This is a genomic window from Achromobacter deleyi, from assembly GCF_016127315.1.
Classification (GTDB): Bacteria; Pseudomonadota; Gammaproteobacteria; order Burkholderiales; family Burkholderiaceae_B; genus Achromobacter; species Achromobacter insuavis_A.
The window spans coordinates 2,054,165-2,072,458 of record NZ_CP065997.1; the positions used below are offsets into that span (position 1 = coordinate 2,054,165).

At 68.8% G+C, this 18,294-nt stretch carries 16 protein-coding genes and 1 pseudogene; 11 read left to right on the forward strand and 6 right to left on the reverse strand.

What is annotated here, in order from left to right; translation table 11 throughout:
* Window positions 1–131 precede the first annotated feature (131 nt).
* The 7 genes from rsmB (at window position 132) to I6I07_RS09285 (ending at window position 9,647) form a co-directional block, all read left to right on the forward strand.
* Window positions 132–1,469, forward strand: a complete 1,338-nt coding sequence (gene rsmB, locus I6I07_RS09255; protein WP_198486411.1) for a 16S rRNA (cytosine(967)-C(5))-methyltransferase RsmB — start codon at window positions 132–134, stop codon at window positions 1,467–1,469.
* Window positions 1,470–1,509: 40 nt separating this feature from the next.
* Complete coding sequence (locus I6I07_RS09260) at window positions 1,510–2,100, forward strand: DUF4390 domain-containing protein (protein ID WP_156333358.1); 591 nt, start codon at window positions 1,510–1,512, stop codon at window positions 2,098–2,100.
* Window positions 2,097–4,418: a sensor histidine kinase gene (locus tag I6I07_RS09265; protein WP_198486412.1), complete on the forward strand. Its 2,322-nt coding sequence runs from the start codon at window positions 2,097–2,099 to the stop codon at window positions 4,416–4,418. Before I6I07_RS09260 ends, I6I07_RS09265 begins: the two co-directional genes overlap by 4 nt.
* A gap of 11 nt (window positions 4,419–4,429) precedes the next feature.
* A complete protein-coding gene (locus I6I07_RS09270) occupies window positions 4,430–5,119 on the forward strand; it encodes a response regulator (RefSeq protein ID WP_054487850.1) in 690 nt (229 codons plus the stop codon).
* Complete coding sequence (trkA, locus tag I6I07_RS09275) at window positions 5,116–6,495, forward strand: Trk system potassium transporter TrkA (protein WP_198486413.1); 1,380 nt, start codon at window positions 5,116–5,118, stop codon at window positions 6,493–6,495. Before I6I07_RS09270 ends, trkA begins: the two co-directional genes overlap by 4 nt.
* 52 nt (window positions 6,496–6,547) lie before the next feature.
* Complete coding sequence (locus I6I07_RS09280) at window positions 6,548–8,017, forward strand: TrkH family potassium uptake protein (protein WP_006391763.1); 1,470 nt, start codon at window positions 6,548–6,550, stop codon at window positions 8,015–8,017.
* Between the two features lie 388 nt (window positions 8,018–8,405).
* Entirely contained in the window at window positions 8,406–9,647 is a 1,242-nt protein-coding gene (locus I6I07_RS09285) for a YbdK family carboxylate-amine ligase (RefSeq protein WP_198486414.1), read from the forward strand.
* Between the two features lie 69 nt (window positions 9,648–9,716).
* Here I6I07_RS09285 and I6I07_RS09290 read toward each other — a convergent pair whose 3' ends face one another.
* Entirely contained in the window at window positions 9,717–10,649 is a 933-nt protein-coding gene (locus I6I07_RS09290; protein WP_198486415.1) for a methyltransferase domain-containing protein, read from the reverse strand.
* 50 nt (window positions 10,650–10,699) lie between these two features.
* On the opposite strand from I6I07_RS09290, the gene I6I07_RS09295 reads away from it, so the two are divergent.
* Together I6I07_RS09295 and I6I07_RS09300 are read left to right on the forward strand one after the other, a co-directional pair.
* The gene (locus I6I07_RS09295) at window positions 10,700–11,449 is read left to right on the forward strand and encodes a ComF family protein (RefSeq protein ID WP_420094570.1); all 750 of its coding nucleotides are present in this window, start codon (window positions 10,700–10,702) and stop codon (window positions 11,447–11,449) included.
* 125 nt (window positions 11,450–11,574) lie between these two features.
* A complete protein-coding gene (locus I6I07_RS09300; protein WP_198486416.1) occupies window positions 11,575–12,045 on the forward strand; it encodes a tRNA (cytidine(34)-2'-O)-methyltransferase in 471 nt (156 codons plus the stop codon).
* 262 nt (window positions 12,046–12,307) lie between these two features.
* Here I6I07_RS09300 and I6I07_RS09305 read toward each other — a convergent pair whose 3' ends face one another.
* The 5 genes from I6I07_RS09305 to I6I07_RS09325 form a co-directional block, all read right to left on the reverse strand.
* A complete protein-coding gene (locus I6I07_RS09305) occupies window positions 12,308–13,303 on the reverse strand; it encodes a Bug family tripartite tricarboxylate transporter substrate binding protein (protein ID WP_006391758.1) in 996 nt (331 codons plus the stop codon).
* 73 nt (window positions 13,304–13,376) lie between these two features.
* The gene (locus I6I07_RS09310) at window positions 13,377–14,426 is read right to left on the reverse strand and encodes an NAD(P)H-dependent glycerol-3-phosphate dehydrogenase (RefSeq protein WP_198486417.1); all 1,050 of its coding nucleotides are present in this window, start codon (window positions 14,424–14,426) and stop codon (window positions 13,377–13,379) included.
* Window positions 14,427–14,444: 18 nt separating this feature from the next.
* Window positions 14,445–14,978 carry a protein-export chaperone SecB gene (gene secB / locus I6I07_RS09315; protein WP_006391756.1) on the reverse strand — a complete coding sequence of 178 codons (534 nt, stop codon included), beginning with the start codon at window positions 14,976–14,978 and terminating at the stop codon, window positions 14,445–14,447.
* Between the two features lie 36 nt (window positions 14,979–15,014).
* Entirely contained in the window at window positions 15,015–15,272 is a 258-nt protein-coding gene (gene grxC, locus I6I07_RS09320) for a glutaredoxin 3 (RefSeq protein WP_006391755.1), read from the reverse strand.
* A gap of 50 nt (window positions 15,273–15,322) precedes the next feature.
* Window positions 15,323–15,745, reverse strand: coding sequence for a rhodanese-like domain-containing protein (locus I6I07_RS09325; protein ID WP_006391754.1), 423 nt, complete (start codon window positions 15,743–15,745; stop codon window positions 15,323–15,325).
* A gap of 161 nt (window positions 15,746–15,906) precedes the next feature.
* On the opposite strand from I6I07_RS09325, the gene gpmA reads away from it, so the two are divergent.
* Both gpmA and I6I07_RS09335 read left to right on the forward strand, forming a co-directional pair.
* A complete protein-coding gene (gpmA, locus tag I6I07_RS09330; protein WP_035359662.1) occupies window positions 15,907–16,659 on the forward strand; it encodes a 2,3-diphosphoglycerate-dependent phosphoglycerate mutase in 753 nt (250 codons plus the stop codon).
* Window positions 16,660–16,664: 5 nt separating this feature from the next.
* Window positions 16,665–18,265: pseudogene (locus I6I07_RS09335) on the forward strand (murein hydrolase activator EnvC family protein).
* The last annotated feature ends 29 nt before the right edge of the window (window positions 18,266–18,294 follow it).

Below are 18,294 nucleotides of genomic sequence, written 5' to 3' on the forward strand. Positions count from 1 at the left end.
GGCGGGCTCCGAGGCAAGCGGCCAGTGTGACGCGCCCGGCGCGGTTCGTCCAGCGCCCGCCGTGGGGCCGTCGGCGGGGGCGGCGGCCCGCGCCGGGCTACCATAGCGGTCTTGTCCTTTGATTTGCTGCCATGTCCACGCGTTCCGATACCCCCCATCTGGCTCCCCCGCTTTCCGCCGTCATGCTTTCCAGCGCACGCGTGGTGGAGGACGTCCTGGAAGGCCGTTCGTTGACCGACGCCCTGGCCGACGTCGACGGCGCCCTGCGTCCCGCGGCCCAGGCGGTGTCGTTCCACGCGATGCGCTACCTGGGCTGGGCCGACGCGGTCGGCCGCGAGCTGGTACAGCGCTATCCCAATGTGCTGTTCGAGTCGCTGCTGCTGGTGTCGCTGACGCTGCTCAAGGCCGAGGGCGAGGCCGCGGCCGCGCTGCCGGGCATGCCGGTCTACGCGCCCCACACCGTGGTGGACCAAGCCGTTACGGCCGCGTCCTCGAACCGCTCCCTGGCCTCGTTCAAGGGCCTGCTCAATGCCTGCCTGCGCCGTTTCCTGCGTGAGCGGGCGGCGCTGGAGACCGCCGTGGCAGACAGCCCCGAGGCCGAATGGAACCATCCGGGCTGGTGGGTCAAGCAATTGCGCGTGGCCTATCCGCAGCAATGGCAGGAGATCCTGCGGGCGGCCAACGTGCCGGCGCCGCTGACCCTGCGCGTCAACCGCCGCTGCGCCAGCCGCGAGCAGGTGTTGGCCGCGTTCCAGGACGCGGGCCTGGCCGCCGAGCCGGTGGGCCAGGCCGGCCTGGTGCTGGCCACGCCGCGCCCGGTGACCCAGCTTCCCGGTTTCGCCGAGGGCTGGTGGTCGGTGCAGGACGCCGGCGCCCAGCTGGCCGCCGAGTTGCTGGCGCCCAAGGACGGCATGCGGGTGCTGGATGCCTGCGCCGCGCCGGGCGGCAAGACCGCCCACCTGCTGGAGCTGGCCGACATCGACCTGCTGGCCCTGGACGCCGACGCCGACCGCCTGGTGCGGGTCGGCCAGAACCTGGACCGCCTGGGCCTGGCGGGCGAGCACGTGCGGCTGCAGGCCGCCGACGCCGCCGACCTGGACGCCTGGTGGGACGGCAAGCCCTTCGACGCCGTGCTGGCGGACGTGCCGTGCACCGCCTCGGGCATCGTGCGGCGCCATCCCGACATCCGCTGGCTGCGGCGCGAGAACGACGTGCGCCGTACCGCCACGCTGCAGGCGCGGATCCTGGACGCGCTCTGGCGCACCGTGGCGCCCGGCGGCCGCCTGCTGTATGTGACCTGCTCGATCTTCCCGATCGAGGGCACGCGCCAGGCGCTCGAGTTCCTGCAGCGCCACCCCGAGGCCCAGCGCCTGGACGCGCCGGGCCAATTGCTGCCAGTTGCGGTCGATGCAACACCCGCGGCGCAACGCGATGGATTTTTCTACGCCTTGTTTGCCAAGCAGTCCTGAATCGCCAAGAATAGGGGGCATGACGGGGTTTCGGTGTCGTATGTCCATCATTTCACGCTTATTTCTGGGGTTGTTGTTCGTAACTGCCGCGCTGTCGTTGGCGCCGGCCGGTCAGGCACACGGGTCCGAACCGAAGGTGGTGCGCGTCGAACCGGTGGTGCGGGGCGACAAGCTTGAAATCGACGCCGACATCGAGTTCGAACTGAACCAGCAACTGCGTGACGCCGCCCAGCGCGGCGTGCCCCTGTACTTCACCGCCGACCTGACCATCACGCGCGAGCGCTGGTGGTGGTTCGACAAATCCCTGGTGGACACCTCCCGCACCTGGCGCGTGATCTACAACGCGCTGACGCGCCAGTGGCGCGCCGGGGTCGGCGAGCTGTCCTTCCCGGTGGCGTCGCTGGACGACGCCATGAGCGTCATCCGCCACGTGCGCAACTGGCAGGTGGCCGATGCCGACGATTTCGACGAAGGCGTGGTCTATGGCGGCCAGTTGCGGCTGCGGCTGGACACGTCGCTGCTGCCCCGGCCGTTCCAGGTCAATGCCCTGAACAGCAGCTCCTGGGTCCAGGGCACGCCGTGGACCGATTTCTCGTTCTCGCTGGGTGACAAGGAGAAAGACCCCTCATGAGGCTGTTGCTTCGGCTGGCCCTGATGGTCGGCGCGGTAAGCGGCCTGGCGTTGCTGGGCCTGCTGGCATGGTCCACGGGCAATGCCTCGCGCTTTGCTCGTTATTACGACATCCTGCTGATTCTTAACGGCATCTTCGCCCTGGCGCTGTTCGTCTGGGTGGTGGCGCTGACCGTGCGGCTGGCGCGGCAGATCCGGCGGCGGCAGTTCGGCGCCCGGCTGACGGCTCGCTTCTCGCTGGCCTTCGCCCTGATCGGCGTGGTGCCCGGCGCCCTGATCTACACGGTCTCGGTGCAGTTCATGTCGCGCTCGATCGAGTCCTGGTTCAACGTGCGGGTCGACACCGCGCTGGAGGCCGGCCTGAACCTGGGCCGCGCCGCGCTCGACTCGCTGCTGGCCGATCTGGACGCGCGGGCCCGCTCGATGGCGGCCGAGCTGAACCGCAACTCCGATACCGGCGTGACGCTGGCCCTGACCCGGCTGCGCGAAGCCAACGGCGTGCAGGAAGCCATGGTCTTCACCGGCAGCGGCCGCATGGTGGCGTTTTCCACCAGCCAGTACGGCCAGCTGCTGCCGGCGATGCCGCCGTCCACGGTGATGAACCAGCTGCGGCTGTCGCGCGGCTATTCGGCGGCCGAGGCCGACGATCCGGTCAAGCCCGGCATCGACGGCGGGCTGCACCTGCGCGTGGTGATCCCGCTGACCGGGCCTGACCGCTACGACAACCTGCTGGGCGCCGCCTCCGAGCCGCGCTGGCTGCAATTGCTGCAGCCGGTGCCCGAGCAGATCGCGCACAACGCCAACCTGGTGCAGCAGGGCTTTCGCGACTACCAGGAGCTGGCCCTGTCGCGGCTGGGCCTGCGCAAGCTCTATGGCATCACGCTGACCCTGGCGCTGCTGCTGGCCGCCTTCGGCGCCATCGCCGTGGCGCTGTCGCTGTCCAAGCGGCTGGTGCGGCCGCTGCTCAGCCTGGCGGGCGGCACCCAGGCCGTGGGCGTGGGCGACTACCGGCCGCTGCCCGAGCCGCCCGAACGCGACGAGGTCGGTCAGCTCACCCGTTCCTTCAATGCCATGACGCGCCAGCTCGACGAGGCCCGCCGCATGGTCGAGAGCAACCGCCAGCAGCTCGAGCGGTCCAACGTCTACCTGGAAAGCGTGCTGTCGAACCTGTCCTCGGGCGTGCTGGTGTTCGACGAAGCCTTCCGCGTCACCACCGTCAACCAGGGCGCCCAGACCATCCTGCAGGCCGACCTGCGCTCGGTGATCGGGCGGCCGCTGGAAACCGTGGACGGCATGCTCGAATTCGCGAATGTCGTGCGGCAGGCGTTTTCCACCCACGCCGCGGTGGGGTCCGAGCGCCAGCACTGGCAGCAGCAGTTCGAGATCGCGCCCAAGCAGGGCGACACCCCCAACGGGCCGCAGGCGCTGACGCTGCTGGCGCGCGGCACCCACCTGCGGGTGGACGGCCGCGGCAACGGTTACCTGGTGGTGTTCGACGATATTACCGAGGTGATATCGGCCAACCGCACCGTTGCCTGGGGCGAAGTGGCGCGCCGCCTGGCCCACGAAATCAAGAATCCGCTGACGCCGATCCAGCTGTCCGCCGAGCGCCTGGCGATGAAGCTGGAAGGCAAGCTGCCGCCGGCCGAGGCCCAGATCGTCGAGCGTTCCACCAACACCATCGTCAACCAGGTGGCCTCGCTCAAGCAGATGGTGGATGATTTCCGCGAATACGCCCGCACGCCGCCGGCGGTGATGCAGCGCATCGACTTCAACGCGCTGGTGGCGGACGTGCTGTCCCTGTACGGCTGGGAGCCGGACGGCGCCACTTCGGTGCGTTCGACCTCCGGCAAGGCGCTGAACCTGGACGTCAGCCTGGGCGCGGACCTGCCGGCCATCGAGGGCGATCCGACCCAGCTGCGCCAGGTGATCCACAACCTGCTGTCCAACGCCCGCGACGCCATCGCCGAGAAGGGCGGAGAAGGCCGGGTCAGCGTCACCACCCAGCTGATGCGCAGCGAGCAGCCCGACCGCGCCGACCAGCAGGCCCTGCGCTTCACGGTGGCCGACACCGGGCCGGGCTTCCCGCCGCAGGTCATGCAGCGCGCCTTCGAGCCCTACGTAACCACCAAGTCCCACGGGACTGGGTTAGGATTGGCAATCGTACGCAAGATCGTTGAAGAGCATGGCGGGCGGATCGACCTTGCGAATCGCAAGGAAGGAGGCGCGCGGATCTCCATCTTGTTGACCCGGCTTGCTCCCGGGGCCGATACTATGGACGCGACCGCGCAAGAAAAGGATAATGCGGCTACGCAATAGGTGGATGCTTTATGGCCAGAATTCTGGTGGTTGACGACGAAGTCGGTATTCGCGAGCTTTTGTCGGAAATCCTTTACGACGAAGGGCACACGGTCGAATTGGCCGAAAACGCGGCGCAAGCGCGCGCCGCGCGCCTTCGCATGCGTCCCGATCTGGTGCTGCTGGACATCTGGATGCCGGACACCGATGGCGTCAGCCTGCTCAAGGAATGGGGCTCGCAGGGCCTGCTGGACATGCCGGTCATCATGATGAGCGGCCATGCCACCATCGACACGGCGGTCGAGGCCACCCGCATCGGCGCCATGGATTTCCTCGAAAAGCCGATCACGCTGCAACGCCTGCTCAAGACCGTGGCGGCCGGGCTGGCCCGCGGCCGCGTGCCGCATCCGGCGCCCGTGGCGGCGCCCGCGACGGCCAGCGCCACCGTGGCCCTCGAAGACGAGCTCGATCCGCCGACCCTGTCGACGGCTCCCGCCAACGAAGTCCCGGTCACCGCCAATGGCCAGCTGGGCAGCATTTCGCTGGACCAGCCGCTGCGCGAGGCGCGCGACGAGTTCGAGCGTATCTACTTCGAATATCACCTGGTCCGCGAAAGCCACAGCATGACCCGCGTCTCCGAGCGCACCGGCCTCGAGCGCACCCACCTCTACCGCAAGCTCAAGCAATTGGGCATCGAGTCGGCGCGCAAACGGGGCGCATGAAGATCCTGATCATCGGCGCTGGGCGCGTAGGCACCAGCGTGGCTGAAAACCTGGTGTCCGAGCAGAACGACATCACGGTGATCGATTCGGATCCCGCGCAGCTGCAATACCTGCAAGAACACTTCGACCTGCGCGTCGTCCATGGCGATGGCTCGCAGGTGTCGGTGCTGGAAGGCGCCGGCGCCGCCGATACCGACCTGCTGATCGCCTGCGCCGCCTCCGACGCGGCCAACATGGTGGCCTGCAAGATCGCCCGCCAGCTGTTCAACATCCCCCGCCGCATCGCCCGCATCCGCTCGGGCGAATTCTCCGAACATCCCGAGCTGATGAGCGAAGAGGGCTTCTGCATCGACGCCATCATCAGCCCCGAGCGCAGCGTCACCACCTACCTGCACAGCCTGATCGAGTTCCCCGAGGCGCTGCAGGTGGTGGAGTTCGCCGAGGGCCGCGTCAGCGTCGTGACCGTCCGCGTCAGCCATGGCAGCCCGATGGCGCACCATCCCGTCGACAAGCTGCGCGAGGTCTGGCCCGACGTCACGGCGCGGGTGATCGACGTGTTGCGCGGCGGCCGCCCGCTGCGGGCCGGCTCGGGCACCGTGATCGCCCCGGGCGACGAGGTGGTGCTGGTGGTCGACACGCGCCATGCCCGCCGCGCCGTGCGGCAGCTGCGCGAAGCCGAAAAGGCCGTGCGCCGCGTGATGATCGCCGGCGGCGGCAATATCGGCCTGCGGCTGGCGCGCGCGCTGGCCGAGGAAAACTACAGCGTGCGCATCATCGAGCGCGACCTCAAGCGCTGCGAGTACCTGGCCACGCAGCTGCCCGACAGCGTGCTGGTGCTGCACGGCAGCGGCACCGACGAGGCCCTGCTGGAACGCGAGAACATCGAGGACATGGACACCTGGCTGGCCCTGACCAGCGACGACGAGGACAACATCATGTCGTCGCTGCTGGCCAAGCGGCTGGGGGCGCGCAAGGTGATCGCGCTGATCAACCGCCAGGCCTATGGCGAGCTGATGCAGGGCAGCCATATCGACATCGCCGTGTCGCCGTCGCAGGCCACCATGAGCGAGCTGCTGCGCCACGTGCGCCGCGGCGACGTGGCGGCGGTGCACCGGCTGCGCCAGGGCGTGGCCGAGGCGCTGGAGGCCATCGCCCACGGCGACCGCTCCAATTCCAAGGTGGTGGGCCGCAAGGTCGGCGAGATCAGCCTGCCCAAGGGCGCCAGCATCGGCGCTCTGGTGCGCGAGGACGAGATCATCCTGCCCGACGCCGATACCGTGATCGAGACCGACGACCACGTCATCGTCTTCGTGCCCTCGCGCAAGCAGATGCCGCGCGTGGAAAAGCTGTTCCAAGTCTCGGCGTCGTTCTTCTGATGAGCCCGCGCGTCCCGTTTCCCGACGGACCGGCGGCGGCCGGGGAGGGCGCATGAAGCGCGTCCTGGCGACCCTGCACATCCTTGGCCTGACCATGGTGATGTTCGCCCTGACCATGCTGATCCCGCTGGGGGTGGCCTACATCGGCGGCGACGCGGCGCGCGACGCCTTCCTGCATGGCTTCCTGATCTCCGTCGGCATCGGCGTCGCGCTGGCGGCGCTGACCCGGCGGGCCCGCAGCGAACTGCGCGCCCGCGACGGCTTCGTGCTGGTGTCGGCGGTGTGGGCCGGCCTGCCGCTGCTGGCGGCGATCCCGCTGCTGATCTACTTCCACCGCGCCGGCCTGCCGCTGTCGTTCACCGGGGCCTATTTCGAGGCCATGTCGGGGCTGACGACCACCGGCGCCACCGTGCTGACCAACCTGGACGCGCTGCCGCCGTCGATCAACCTGTGGCGCGCCACCCTGGTGTGGATCGGCGGCATGGGGATCCTGGTGCTGGCGGTGGCGATCCTGCCGCTGCTGGGCGTGGGCGGACACCAGGTGGTGCGGGCCGAGACGCCCGGCCCGATGAAGGACGAGCGCCTGACGCCGCGCATCGCCAGCACCGCCAAGGCGCTGTACGCGGTGTACTTCGCCTTCTCCATCCTGTGCTTTTTGGCCTACCGCGCGGTCGGCCTGTCCTGGTTCGAGGCCTGGTGCCACATGGCCACGACCATGGGGCTGGGCGGCTTCTCGACCTGGGACGACGGCTTCGCCCACTTCGATTCGGTGGCGGTCGAGATGGTGGCCATGGTCTTCATGCTGATCGCCGGTATCAACTTCGCCACCCACTTCAATGCCTTCCGCCAGCGCAGCGGGCGCGCCTACCTGCGCTGCCCGGAGGCGATTCCGTACCTGGTGGTGGTGCTGGGCGTGGGGCTGGTGATCTCGGTGTTCCTGTACGTCAAGGGCGTCTACCAGGAGCCGCTGGAAGCGTTGCGCTACGGCATGTTCAACACCATCTCGATGGCCACCACCACCGGCTACGCCAATACCGACTTCGCCCAGTGGCCGCTGTTCGCGCCCCTGACCATGCTGCTGTTGTCCGGGTTCGCCACCTCGGCCGGGTCCACCGGGGGCGGGATCAAGATGATCCGGGCCATCCTGCTGGTCAAGCAGGCGCGCAACGAGCTTGTCACAATGTTGCATCCGCATGCGGTCAGCCCGGTGCGGGTCAATGGCCGCGCGGTCGAGGCTCGCACCATGTCGTCGGTGCTGGCGTTCATGCTGTTCTACGGGCTCTCCATCGCCGTCTTCACCAGCCTGCTGCTGCTGTCGGGGCTGGACCCGATCACGGCCTTCTCGGCCGTGTTCGCCAGCGTCAACAACACCGGTCCCGGCCTGGGACCGGTCGGGCCCATGGGGAATTTCGCGGTGCTGTCGGACTTCCAGATCTGGGTCTGCACCTTCGCCATGCTGATCGGCCGCCTGGAGCTGCTGACCGTGCTGGTGCTGTTCACGCCGATCTTCTGGCGCAAATAGGGCGGCATGACCGCCCGCGGGGCCGGCGGAATTTCCGGTCCTCGGCCGCCGTGCCGAGCCCCTCTCGGGGATGGATCTTTTTCTAAGGGATAACCCTTATTCGGGTTATCCCGCCCTCACTGAAAAGCCGCGCCCGGACTGCGCTTGCGGGCCTTCCGGTCCGGCGAGCCGCGCCGCCATTACGTTGTGAGTGCTCGCTCACTTTGTTCTAGAGGGCAAAACTGAATGCATCGTGATGTTGCACACAAATGTCACGATTTTCAATCGTTTTGCCACAAACATGCGGCTATTATGCGTTCACAAGCCGCCGTCTAGCGCCCCCCGGGAAGTTGCCGGGCTTCAAGGTCGAACGGCGCACCCCCTCATCACATATCCGAAGGAGTCCGAGATGGAACAGATCCCGTTCATTTCGTCGGCCCCCAACACCCTGGGCATCGAACTCGAGCTGCAACTGATCGACCCCCGCAGTTTCGACCTGACCGCAGCCTCTGACGAGCTGCTGGCCCAAATGGCCAACCACCCCATCGCCGATCGCGTGAAACCGGAAATCACGCGTTCCATGATCGAACTGAATTCCTCGGTGCACGAGCACCCCATGGGCCTGCTGGCCGAAATGCGCGAAATGCGCGATGCCCTGGTCGAAGCGGCCGACGCCGTGGGCGTTTCGGTGGCCGGTGGCGGCGCCCACCCGTTCATGCGCTGGCAGGAACGCTCCATCTCGGATACCCCGCGCTTCCAGTACCTGGCCGAAATGTATGGTTACCTGGCGCGTCAATTCACGGTGTTCGGCCAGCACATCCACCTGGGCGTGAAAAGCGGCGACGAAGCCATCAAATTGTTGCGCCGGCTGTCACCCTATGTGCCGCACTTTATCGCCCTGTCGGCCTCGTCGCCGTACTGCGAGGGCGTCGATACCCTGTTCTCGTGCTCGCGCCTGAACGCGGTCAACAGCTTCCCGCTGGCCGGCCACATGCCGGCCGAGGTCAAGGACTGGTACCAGTTCGAGGCCCACATTGCGCAACTGCGCGCCTATGGCCTGGCCGAGAGCATCAAGGACCTGTACTGGGACATCCGTCCCAAGCCCGAATTCGGCACGGTGGAAATCCGCGTCTGCGATACGCCGCTGACCGTGGAGCGCGCCTGCCAGATGGCGGCCTTCGCCCAGGCGCTGGCGGTGCTGCTGATGCGCGAGGACGATCCCAGCGACAAGGCCTGGCTGTCCTACCGCAGCAACCACTTCCAGGCCTGCCGTTTCGGCCTGCAGGGCAGCTACGTGACGCCGGACGGCCAGCGCCTGCGCCTGATGGATCACCTGCGCGCGCTGTTCCAGCGGCTGATGCCGGTGGCCGAAGAGCTGGGGACCGGCGACATGATCGCGGCGCTGCGCGACGAAGCCATGCGCAGCGGCAACGATTCGCGCTGGCTGCGCAGCCAGTTCCATCGCCTGCGCGACCTGCCGCTGGTGGTGGAATCGATGTCGCAGGCCTGGCGCGGCGAGGCTGCCCAGGCCGCGCCGGCCGAGCCGACCGCGGTGTTGCGGCGGCGGATCCGCGCCACGTCCGAACCAATGCAGCCCCTCTCGCCGGCGGAGCCGGGAGTGACCGCGCCGCTGCCCGAACGCCTGCACTAAGCCTTTCCGGGCCCATCCGCCCCGGCCGGCCGTCCCGCTTCGGTGGACGGTACGCCGGGGCGTCTTGTTTCAGGGCGTGCCGCGCTGGCGGCCGCCGATGGCGCTGACCGACAGCCGGGTCTCGCCGGCGGTGCCGCGGTGGGTGGCGGCGCGCCAGGCGTGGCCGTAGGCCACCTCGATGCTCAGGGCGATGACGCCGTCCGGACGGCGCTGGGCTTCCAGCGCGGCGCACAGGCGCGCTTGCCAGTCGCGTCCGACCAGGCCGCCGCGGCGGCCGGCGGCGGGGTTGCCGCCCAGGGCGCGCACGTCCTGCAGCAGCTTTTCCGGCGTGCGGTAGGTCAGCGTCAGGATTTCCTGGTCCATGACCGGGTCGGCGAAGCCGTTTTCCACCAGCAGGTCGCCGAAATCATGCATGTCGACGAAGGCCGGGGTAGCGGTGCGCAGGCCAGCATCGTCCAGCGCCTGGCGCAGTTCGCGCAGCGTGGCCGGCCCCAGACAGGAGAACATCGCCAGCCCGCCGACCTTGAGGATGCGGCGCCATTCGGCCAGCACGGCATGCGGTTCGCGGTGCCAGTGCAGGGCCAGGTTGGACCACACCAGTTCCAGCGACTCCGGCGTCAGGCCGGTGGCGGCCAGGTCGGCGTTGACGAAGGCATTGGCCGGACCGCGCCGCGCCAGCTTGCCGATCCAGGCCGACAGGCCGGCCGGGGCGTGGCGCTTGCGGGCGATCTCCAGCAGCGGTTCGCAGTTGTCCAGGCCGGTGTAGGCGGCCTCGGCATAGCGTTCGCGCAGCAGCGCCAGGTTGTCGCCGGCGCCGCAGCCGGCGTCGAGCATGGCCTGGGGCTGCACGCGGATGTACTGCAGCCGGCCCAGCATGCGGCGGGCGACTTCGCCGTACAGGAACTGGGCGTCCGACAGGTCGCCGCGGCGGGCGAATTGGCGCGGCACGTCGGCGGCGACGAGCGGGAGCGAGGGCGGGGTGGCGGGTGCGGGCAGGGACATTTCGGTCGCGCCCGGGGCGGCGCCGCGGGCGGATCATGATTTCATGGGGGATGGCTCACATTATTGCCCATCCCGGCCGCGGCGGCCGATTGTCCCTACAGGCCATGGGGCGGCGGCTGCTGGCCCGGGTGCCCTGCGACTGCCCGCTGTGCGGGGCGCGGGTCGGCGGCGCCCGCCTGTGCGAGGGCTGCGAAACCGACCTGGCCGAAGCGTCGCTGGCGCCGCGCTGCCCGCGTTGCGCCCAGCGGCTGGCGCCGGATGCGCTGCACTGCGCCGACTGCCTGGCGCGGCCGCCGGCCTTCATCGGCACGATCGCCGCCTTCGACTACGAGCCGCCCGCCGAGGTGTTGATCCGCCAGCTCAAGACCCAGCTGCGGCTCAGCGCGGCGCCGGTCCTGGCGCGGCTGCTGGCGCATGCGGTGTGGTCCGAGCCGCCGCCAGGGTCCTTGCTGCTGGTGCCGGTGCCGTCCAGCCGCGCATCGCTGCGCCGGCGCGGCATGAACCCGGCGGCCGAGATCGCCCGCGGCCTGGCGGCGCGACTGGGTTGGCCGCTGCTGCGCGGGGCATTGCGGCGGCGGCGCGAAACGCCCAGGCAGACGGCTCTGGGACGCCGCGCCAGGCTGAGCGGCGCCCGCGGCGTGTTCCATTGCGTGCGTGACCTGTCCGGCCGCCATGTCGGGCTGGTGGATGACGTCATGACCACGGGCAGCACCGCGGATGCGGCCGCGCGCGCGTTGCTGGCCGCGGGGGCGATCAGCGTGACGGTGCTGGTGGCGGCGCGCACGCCGCGTGCGCCCTGATGTCCGGAGCGGGTCGGCCCGCCATGCGGCCACGCGCGCCGGGGCAGCCGGCCAAATCGGCGACAATCGCTGCTGCGCGGCCGCGGCCGGCCGCCCGTCATTCAACGTCTTTCCGTCCCTTCATCATGTTCCACGTCATCCTCGTCTGCCCCGAGATTCCGCCCAACACGGGCAATGCCATCCGCCTGTGCGCCAATACCGGCGCGCAATTGCACCTGGTGCGCCCGCTCGGTTTCGAACTGGACGATGCCCGCATGCGGCGGGCGGGGCTGGACTATCACGAGTGGCAGCCGGTGCGCGTGCACGACACGCTGCAGGAGGCGCTGGCGGATACGGGGGCGGCGGCTTCCCACATCTATGCGTTGACCACGCATGCGCAGCGCAGCGTGGGCGATGTGCGGTTCGAGGCGGGGGATGTGTTCGTGTTCGGGCGGGAGAGCGCCGGATTGTCGGAGGAGCATCACGCGATGTTCGCGCCGCAGCAGCGGTTGCGGTTGCCGATGCGGGCGGGGCAGCGGAGCTTGAATTTGTCCAATGCCGTGGCGGTGACGGTGTTTGAGGCTTGGCGGCAGTTGGGGTATGAGGGGGGGGGTTGAGTTTTTTTTGGGGCGTTGCCGTTGGGGTCTTTAGGCGCGGGTGACGGGGCAGGCGGGGGATGGCGGGGCTACGATTGCGGTCCGGAGCGTTCGCTCCGGACTGCCCCTGCGTCAACCTCGTCCGCCTGCGGCTCCCTTCGGTTTCCCTTGGGCGCATCTACACGCCCCGCCATCCCCCGTCTGCCCCGTCACCCGCTCGCGATGAGGCTTGGCGGCGGGCTGGTTGCTTGGCGTTTTTGCCAATACTCAGGTGGGGGGAGGGTTAGTCCAGTGACAGGTTCAGCTTTTGGATGACCTGGTCCCAGCGGGCTTTTTCGTCCTGGATGCGGACGGTCAGGGCCTCGGGGGTGGAGGCGGCGGGGGTGAAGTATTGCAGGGCCATCTGCTTGCGGACCGTGTCGCTGTTGATGATGCGGTTCAGTTCGCTGTTCAGGCGCTCGATGATGGGCATCGGCGTTTCGGCGGGGGCCAGGATGGCGTTCCAGGAGATGGCTTCGAAGTCGGGGTAGCCCTGCGAGGCCATGGTGGGCACGCCGGGCAGGGTGTCGCTGGGCTGCAGGCTGGTGACGGCGAGGATCTTGACCTTGCCGTCGCGGGTCTGGGGCACGGCGATGGCGGGGACCATGAAGCCGGCCTGGATGTCGCCGCCGATGATGGCGCTGATGACCTGCGGGAAACCGGCGTAGGGGATGTGCGCCATGTCGATGCCGGCGCGTTCCTTGAACATTTCCATGGCCAGGTGGGCCGAGCTGCCGGGGCCGACGGAGCCGTAGTTCAGCGAGCTGCCGTGTTCCTTCACCATGCGGACGAAGTCCTGCACGGAATTGACGTTCTTCAGGTTGCCGGGCACGGTCAGCACGTTGGGGCTGGTGCCGACCAGCGTCACGGGCGCCAGGTCTTGCAGCGGGTCGTAGCCCAGCGTCTTCTTGTAGAGCGTGGGGGCGGTGACCAGCGGGCCGTTGATCGTGTAGAGCAGGGTGTAGCCGTCGGGCTTGGCCTGCGCGACGATGCGGGTGCCGATGTTGCCGCCGGCGCCGGTCTTGTTATCGATGACGATGGGCTGTCCCAGCGCCTGTCCCAGCGGTTCGGCGATGGTGCGCGCCAGGATGTCGGGCGACGAGCCGGGCGGGAACGGCACCACCATGTGGATGGGGCGGTCCGGCCAATCGGCGTGGGCGGCGGCGGGCAGGATGGCCGCCAGGCTCAGGCAGAGGCCGCGCAGCAGGGGGCCGACCCGGAACGTGCGGGTTTGCGTCATGAAGGATGTCTCCTGGGTGTCGTTCGTCGTGTTGTTATGAGGACGGGGATGGGGTCCGGGCGCGCGGGCGGTGTCAGCCCGCGTTGCCGTGTTCGTCGCGGGCGTCGCGCGCCAGCAGGGTGGATACGGCCGTCATGGGCGCAACGCCGTCGAACAGCACGGCGCACACGGCTTCGGTGATGGGCAGTTCGACGCCGATGGCGCGGGCGCGTTCCAGCGCGGCGCGCGCGCAGCGCACGCCTTCGGCGGTGATGCCGCTGGCCAGGATGTCGGCCAGCTTGCGGCCGGCGCCGATTTCCAGGCCGACGCGGCGGTTGCGCGACAGTTCGCCGGTGGCGGTCAGGACCAGGTCGCCCAGGCCGGTCAGGCCGGCGAAGGTCTCGGCCTGCGCGCCCAGCGCGACGCCGAAGCGCGTCATCTCGGCCAGGCCGCGGGTGATCAGCGCGGCGCGGGCATTGGTGCCCAGCGCCAGGCCGTCGCCGATGCCGCAGGCCACGGCGATGACGTTCTTGAGGGCGCCGCCCATTTCCACGCCGACCAGGTCGCTACTGGCGTAGACGCGCAGCGCGGCGCCGTGCAGGGCCTGGGTGGTGGCGGCGCGCAGGGCGGCGTTGTCGCTGGCGACGGTCAGCGCCACGGGCAGGCCCTGGGCGACCTCGCGGGCAAACGACGGGCCCGACAGGACGCCGCCGACGGCGCCGGGCAGGGCCTCGCGCACGATTTCGTGGGGCAGCCTGGCCGTGTCGGCTTCAAAGCCCTTGCAGGTCCAGACGATGGGCGTGTCTTGCAGGCCCAGTGCGGGCAGGCGGCGCGCGAGTTCCGCGCAGGTGGCGGCCAGGCCGGCCACCGGGACGCCGAGGATGATCAGCCCCGCCGCGCTGTCCTGTTGCAGGCTGCGCAGCGTGGCGTCGAGATCAGGGGTAATCGTCAGTGCCTGGGGCAGGGCGATGCCAGGCAGGTAGCGCGCGTTTTCGTGGCGGGCGGCCATGTCGGCGGCCTGCGCCGGATCGCGCGCCCAGAGTACGGTGGGGTGGCGGCGGCTCGCGGCCGCCGCCAGCGCGGTGCCCCAGCTGCCCGCGCCCAGGACGGCGACGCGCAGGCTGGGCGGAGTGGGCTGGTTCATGGGGCGCCGCGGTCTGCCTTATTGGCGGGTGGCGCTGGCGGGCAGGATGATGCCCGAGTCGCTGCCATTGCCGTTGGCGTTGCTTTGCTGCTGTTGCAGTTCCGCCAGGCGCTGTTCGTACAGGGCCTGGAAGTTGACTTCGGTCAGGTGCAGCGGCGGCATCGAGGTGCGGGTGATCGCGTCGGCGATGTTGGCGCGCAGGTACGGGTACAGCATCGTCGGGCAGACAATGCCCAGCAGCGGATCGAGCTGCTCTTCGGGGATGTTGGCGGCTTCGAAGATGCCGGCCTGGGTGCCCTCGACCAGGTACACGACCTTGTCGTTGATGCGGGTGGTGACGGTGACGGTGACCGTGGTCTCGAACACGGTTTCGGCCAGGCGCTGGCCGCCCACGGTGATGCTCACTTCAACCTGGGGCGCTTCTTGCTCCAGGAAGACGTGGGGCGCGTTCGGCATTTCCAGCGAAAGGTCTTTCAGGTAGACGCGTTGCAGATTGAACGAGGGCGCGTCGTTGCCGCCTTCTTGCTGGGTGTTTTGGTCTTGATCAGCCATGAGTGTTTCCGTTGGTGGGAGGGGCAAAAAGGGGCGTTAGCCGTTGAGCAATGGGGTCAGGCCGCCCGAGCGGTCCAGCGCCATCAGGTCGTCGCAACCGCCGACGTGGGTATCGCCGATGAAGATCTGCGGTACGGTGCGCCGGCCGGTGCGTTCGATCATGCGATCGCGCTGGCCGGGCTCGCGGTCGATCTGGATGATCTCCAGGTCGGTCACGCCGCGCTGCTCCAGCAGCGCCTTGGCGCGGGCGCAATAGGGACAATAGTCCTTGCTGTACATGACAACTTTATTCATAGGCGCTCCAGGCGGATTCTGTCGATAAGATGGGGGCGCGTCGCCCGCGTTCAACCCTTCTGGGTGACCGGCAGGCTGGCGGCCAGCCAGGCGCGCATGCCGCCATCGAGCGGCACGACGTCGGCGAAGCCCTGCGCGCGCAGCTTGGCGGCGGCGCGGGCGGAATCACGGCCATTGTCGCAAACCACGACCAGCGGCTTGTTCTTGGGCAGCGAGGCGGCCTTCTGCTCCAGGTCGGCGGCCGGAACGCTGCGGGCCTGGGCGATGTGGCCGGCCTGGAACTGTTCGGCGGGGCGCACGTCGACCCACACGGCCTGGCGCTGGTTGACCATCTGGATGGCTTCCGTGGTGCTGACGGCCGAGCCGGTGCGGCCCTTGCGCAGGGCGGGAATGGCCAGCATGACGCCGGAAACGACGGTTACGGCGACAATGAAGATGTTGTTTTTATCGAGCAAGAATTGCAGAAGGTCCACGGGGCATCCTGAAGTGCGGCGTCTAGCCTGGTAAGGGCGAACCCTGAAGCGCCGCGCCGCGAAATTCACGGGTGCGCCGGGGCAAAATCAAGGGCAAAATCGCTCAATTATAAAATGAGCGCATTCCGCAACTTTAACCCGCGTTACAAGCGTGCCAAACCATGCATAAACTCGTTCTGATGCGCCACGGCGAAAGCCAGTGGAATCTGGAAAACCGCTTCACCGGCTGGACTGACGTCGACCTGACTGAAACCGGCCGTGAACAGGCCCGCAAGGCGGGCGAATTGCTCAAGAAAGAAGGCTACACCTTCGATCTGGCCTACTCGTCGGTGCTCAAGCGCGCCATCCGCACCCTGTGGATCGCCCTGGACGCCATGGACGCCATGTACACCCCGGTGGGCGTGAACTGGCGCCTGAACGAGCGCCACTACGGCGCCCTGCAAGGCCTGAACAAGGCCGAGACCGCCGCCAAGTACGGCGACGAGCAGGTGCTGGTCTGGCGCCGCGCCTACGCCATCGCCCCGGAACCCCTGGCGCTGGACGACGAGCGCCACCCGCGCTTCGACAGCCGCTACGCCAAGATCCCGGCCGACCAGCTGCCGGCCACCGAGTGCCTGAAGGACACCGTGGCGCGCGTGCTGCCGTTCTGGAACGAATCCATCGCCCCGGCCATCCGCGCCGGCCGCAAGGTGCTGATCGCCGCCCACGGCAACAGCCTGCGCGCCCTCATCAAGCACCTGGACAACGTCTCGGACGACGACATCGTCAACCTGAACATCCCCACCGGCCAGCCGCTGGTGTATGAATTGGATGATGACCTGCGTCCGATCCGCCACTATTATCTCGGCGATGCCGCCGAGATCGAGGCGGCCATGGCCGCGGTCGCGGCTCAAGGCAAGGCTAAGAAGGACTGATATCCATGGTGCGCATGGCGGGGTGGTTGTTGGCGGTCATGCTGGCCGGCGGGGTGCTGCCGGCGGGCGCCGCGCCCAACGATCTCGCCGGCCGCCAGTCCGAAGCCGAGAAACAGCAGGCGCAGCTGCGCGACCGTATCGAGAACCTGCAAAAGGACATCGATACGCGCGAAGCCGCCCGCAAGGAAGCCGCCGATGCCCTGAAGCAATCGGAATCGGCGATTTCCCGCATCAATCTGCGCCTGAAGGAACTGGCCGAGTCCAGCCGCCAGGCGAGCACCGACCTGTCCGGCCTGGAAAAGCAGATCACGGCCCAGCAGGCCGTGCTGGCCAAGCGCCGGGTCGAACTGGCCGACCAGCTGCGCACGCAATACACCAGCGGCCTGTCGCCCTGGACCGCGCTGCTGTCCGGCGACGATCCCCAGGTGCTGGGCCGCAACCTGGGCTACCTCGATTACGTGTCCCAGGCCCGCGCCCGCGCCGTCGAGGCGCTGCGCGCCGACATCGACCGCCTGGCGGCCCTGCAGGGCCGCGCCGACGCCCGCCGCGCCGAAATCGAGAAGCTGGTGGCCGAAACCTCCGAACAGAAGACCGCCCTGGTCGCCCAGCAGAAAGAACGCGGCACCCTGCTGGCGCAGCTGGAAGGCCAGATCGCCGCCCAGCGCGCCGAAGCCAACAAGCTGGGGCGCGACGACCAGCGCCTGTCGCGCCTGATCACCGATCTGGACGCGGCCATCGTCAAGCAGGCCGAAGAGGCCCGCAAGGCCGAAGAGGCGCGACGCCGCGCCGAGGAAGCGCGCAAGGCCGAGGAGGCCCGGCGTGCCGAAGAGGCGCGCAAGAAGGCCGAAGCCGATCGCCGCGCCGAGGAAGCCCGCAAGAAAGCCGAGGCCGACCGCAAGGCGGCCGCCGACAAGGCCACGGCCGACAACGCCCGCCGTGACCGCAACGCGCGCGAGGCCCGCGAGGCCGCCGAGGCGCGCGAACAGGTCGAGGCCGCCTCACGACCGGGCCGCGGCCCGGTCGTCGTGGCCGACCCGGACGCCGCCGGCCTGCGCCCGGCCGACACGCGCCATCCGCGCCTGACCGGCCCGGCCGAGACGCCGCCCGCGACAAAACCCGCCGATCCCCCAAAAAGGCGGAACCTGTCGAGGAGGAAGCCGCTCCAACCCGTAGTGCGTCGACCCAGCAGACCCCGCGCGCCGCCCCGGTGGGCGGCGGCAACGGCCTGCGCCATGGCCTGGCCGCGCCGGTGCGGGGCCAGGTGCAGGGACGCTTCGGGGTCGACCGCCCGGATGGCGGCGTCTGGCGCGGCGTGGTGCTGCGCGCGGCCGAAGGCACGCCCGTCAAGGTGGTGGCCCCCGGCACCGTGGTCTATGCCGATTGGCTGAGGGGTTTTGGCAATCTCATCATTGTGGATCATGGCCAGCAATATTTGACCGTCTATGCTTACAACCAAAGTCTGCTCAAACGGGTGGGCGATTCCGTCGCGGCGGGAGATACTATTGCTACGGTAGGCGCAACCGGCGGCCAAGTGGAATCCGGCCTATACTTTGAAATTCGCCATCGCGGCGCTCCTGTGGATCCAGCCCAGTGGCTGGCCCAGTAAAGCCAAAAACCCTCAAGGGCGAAAACCAT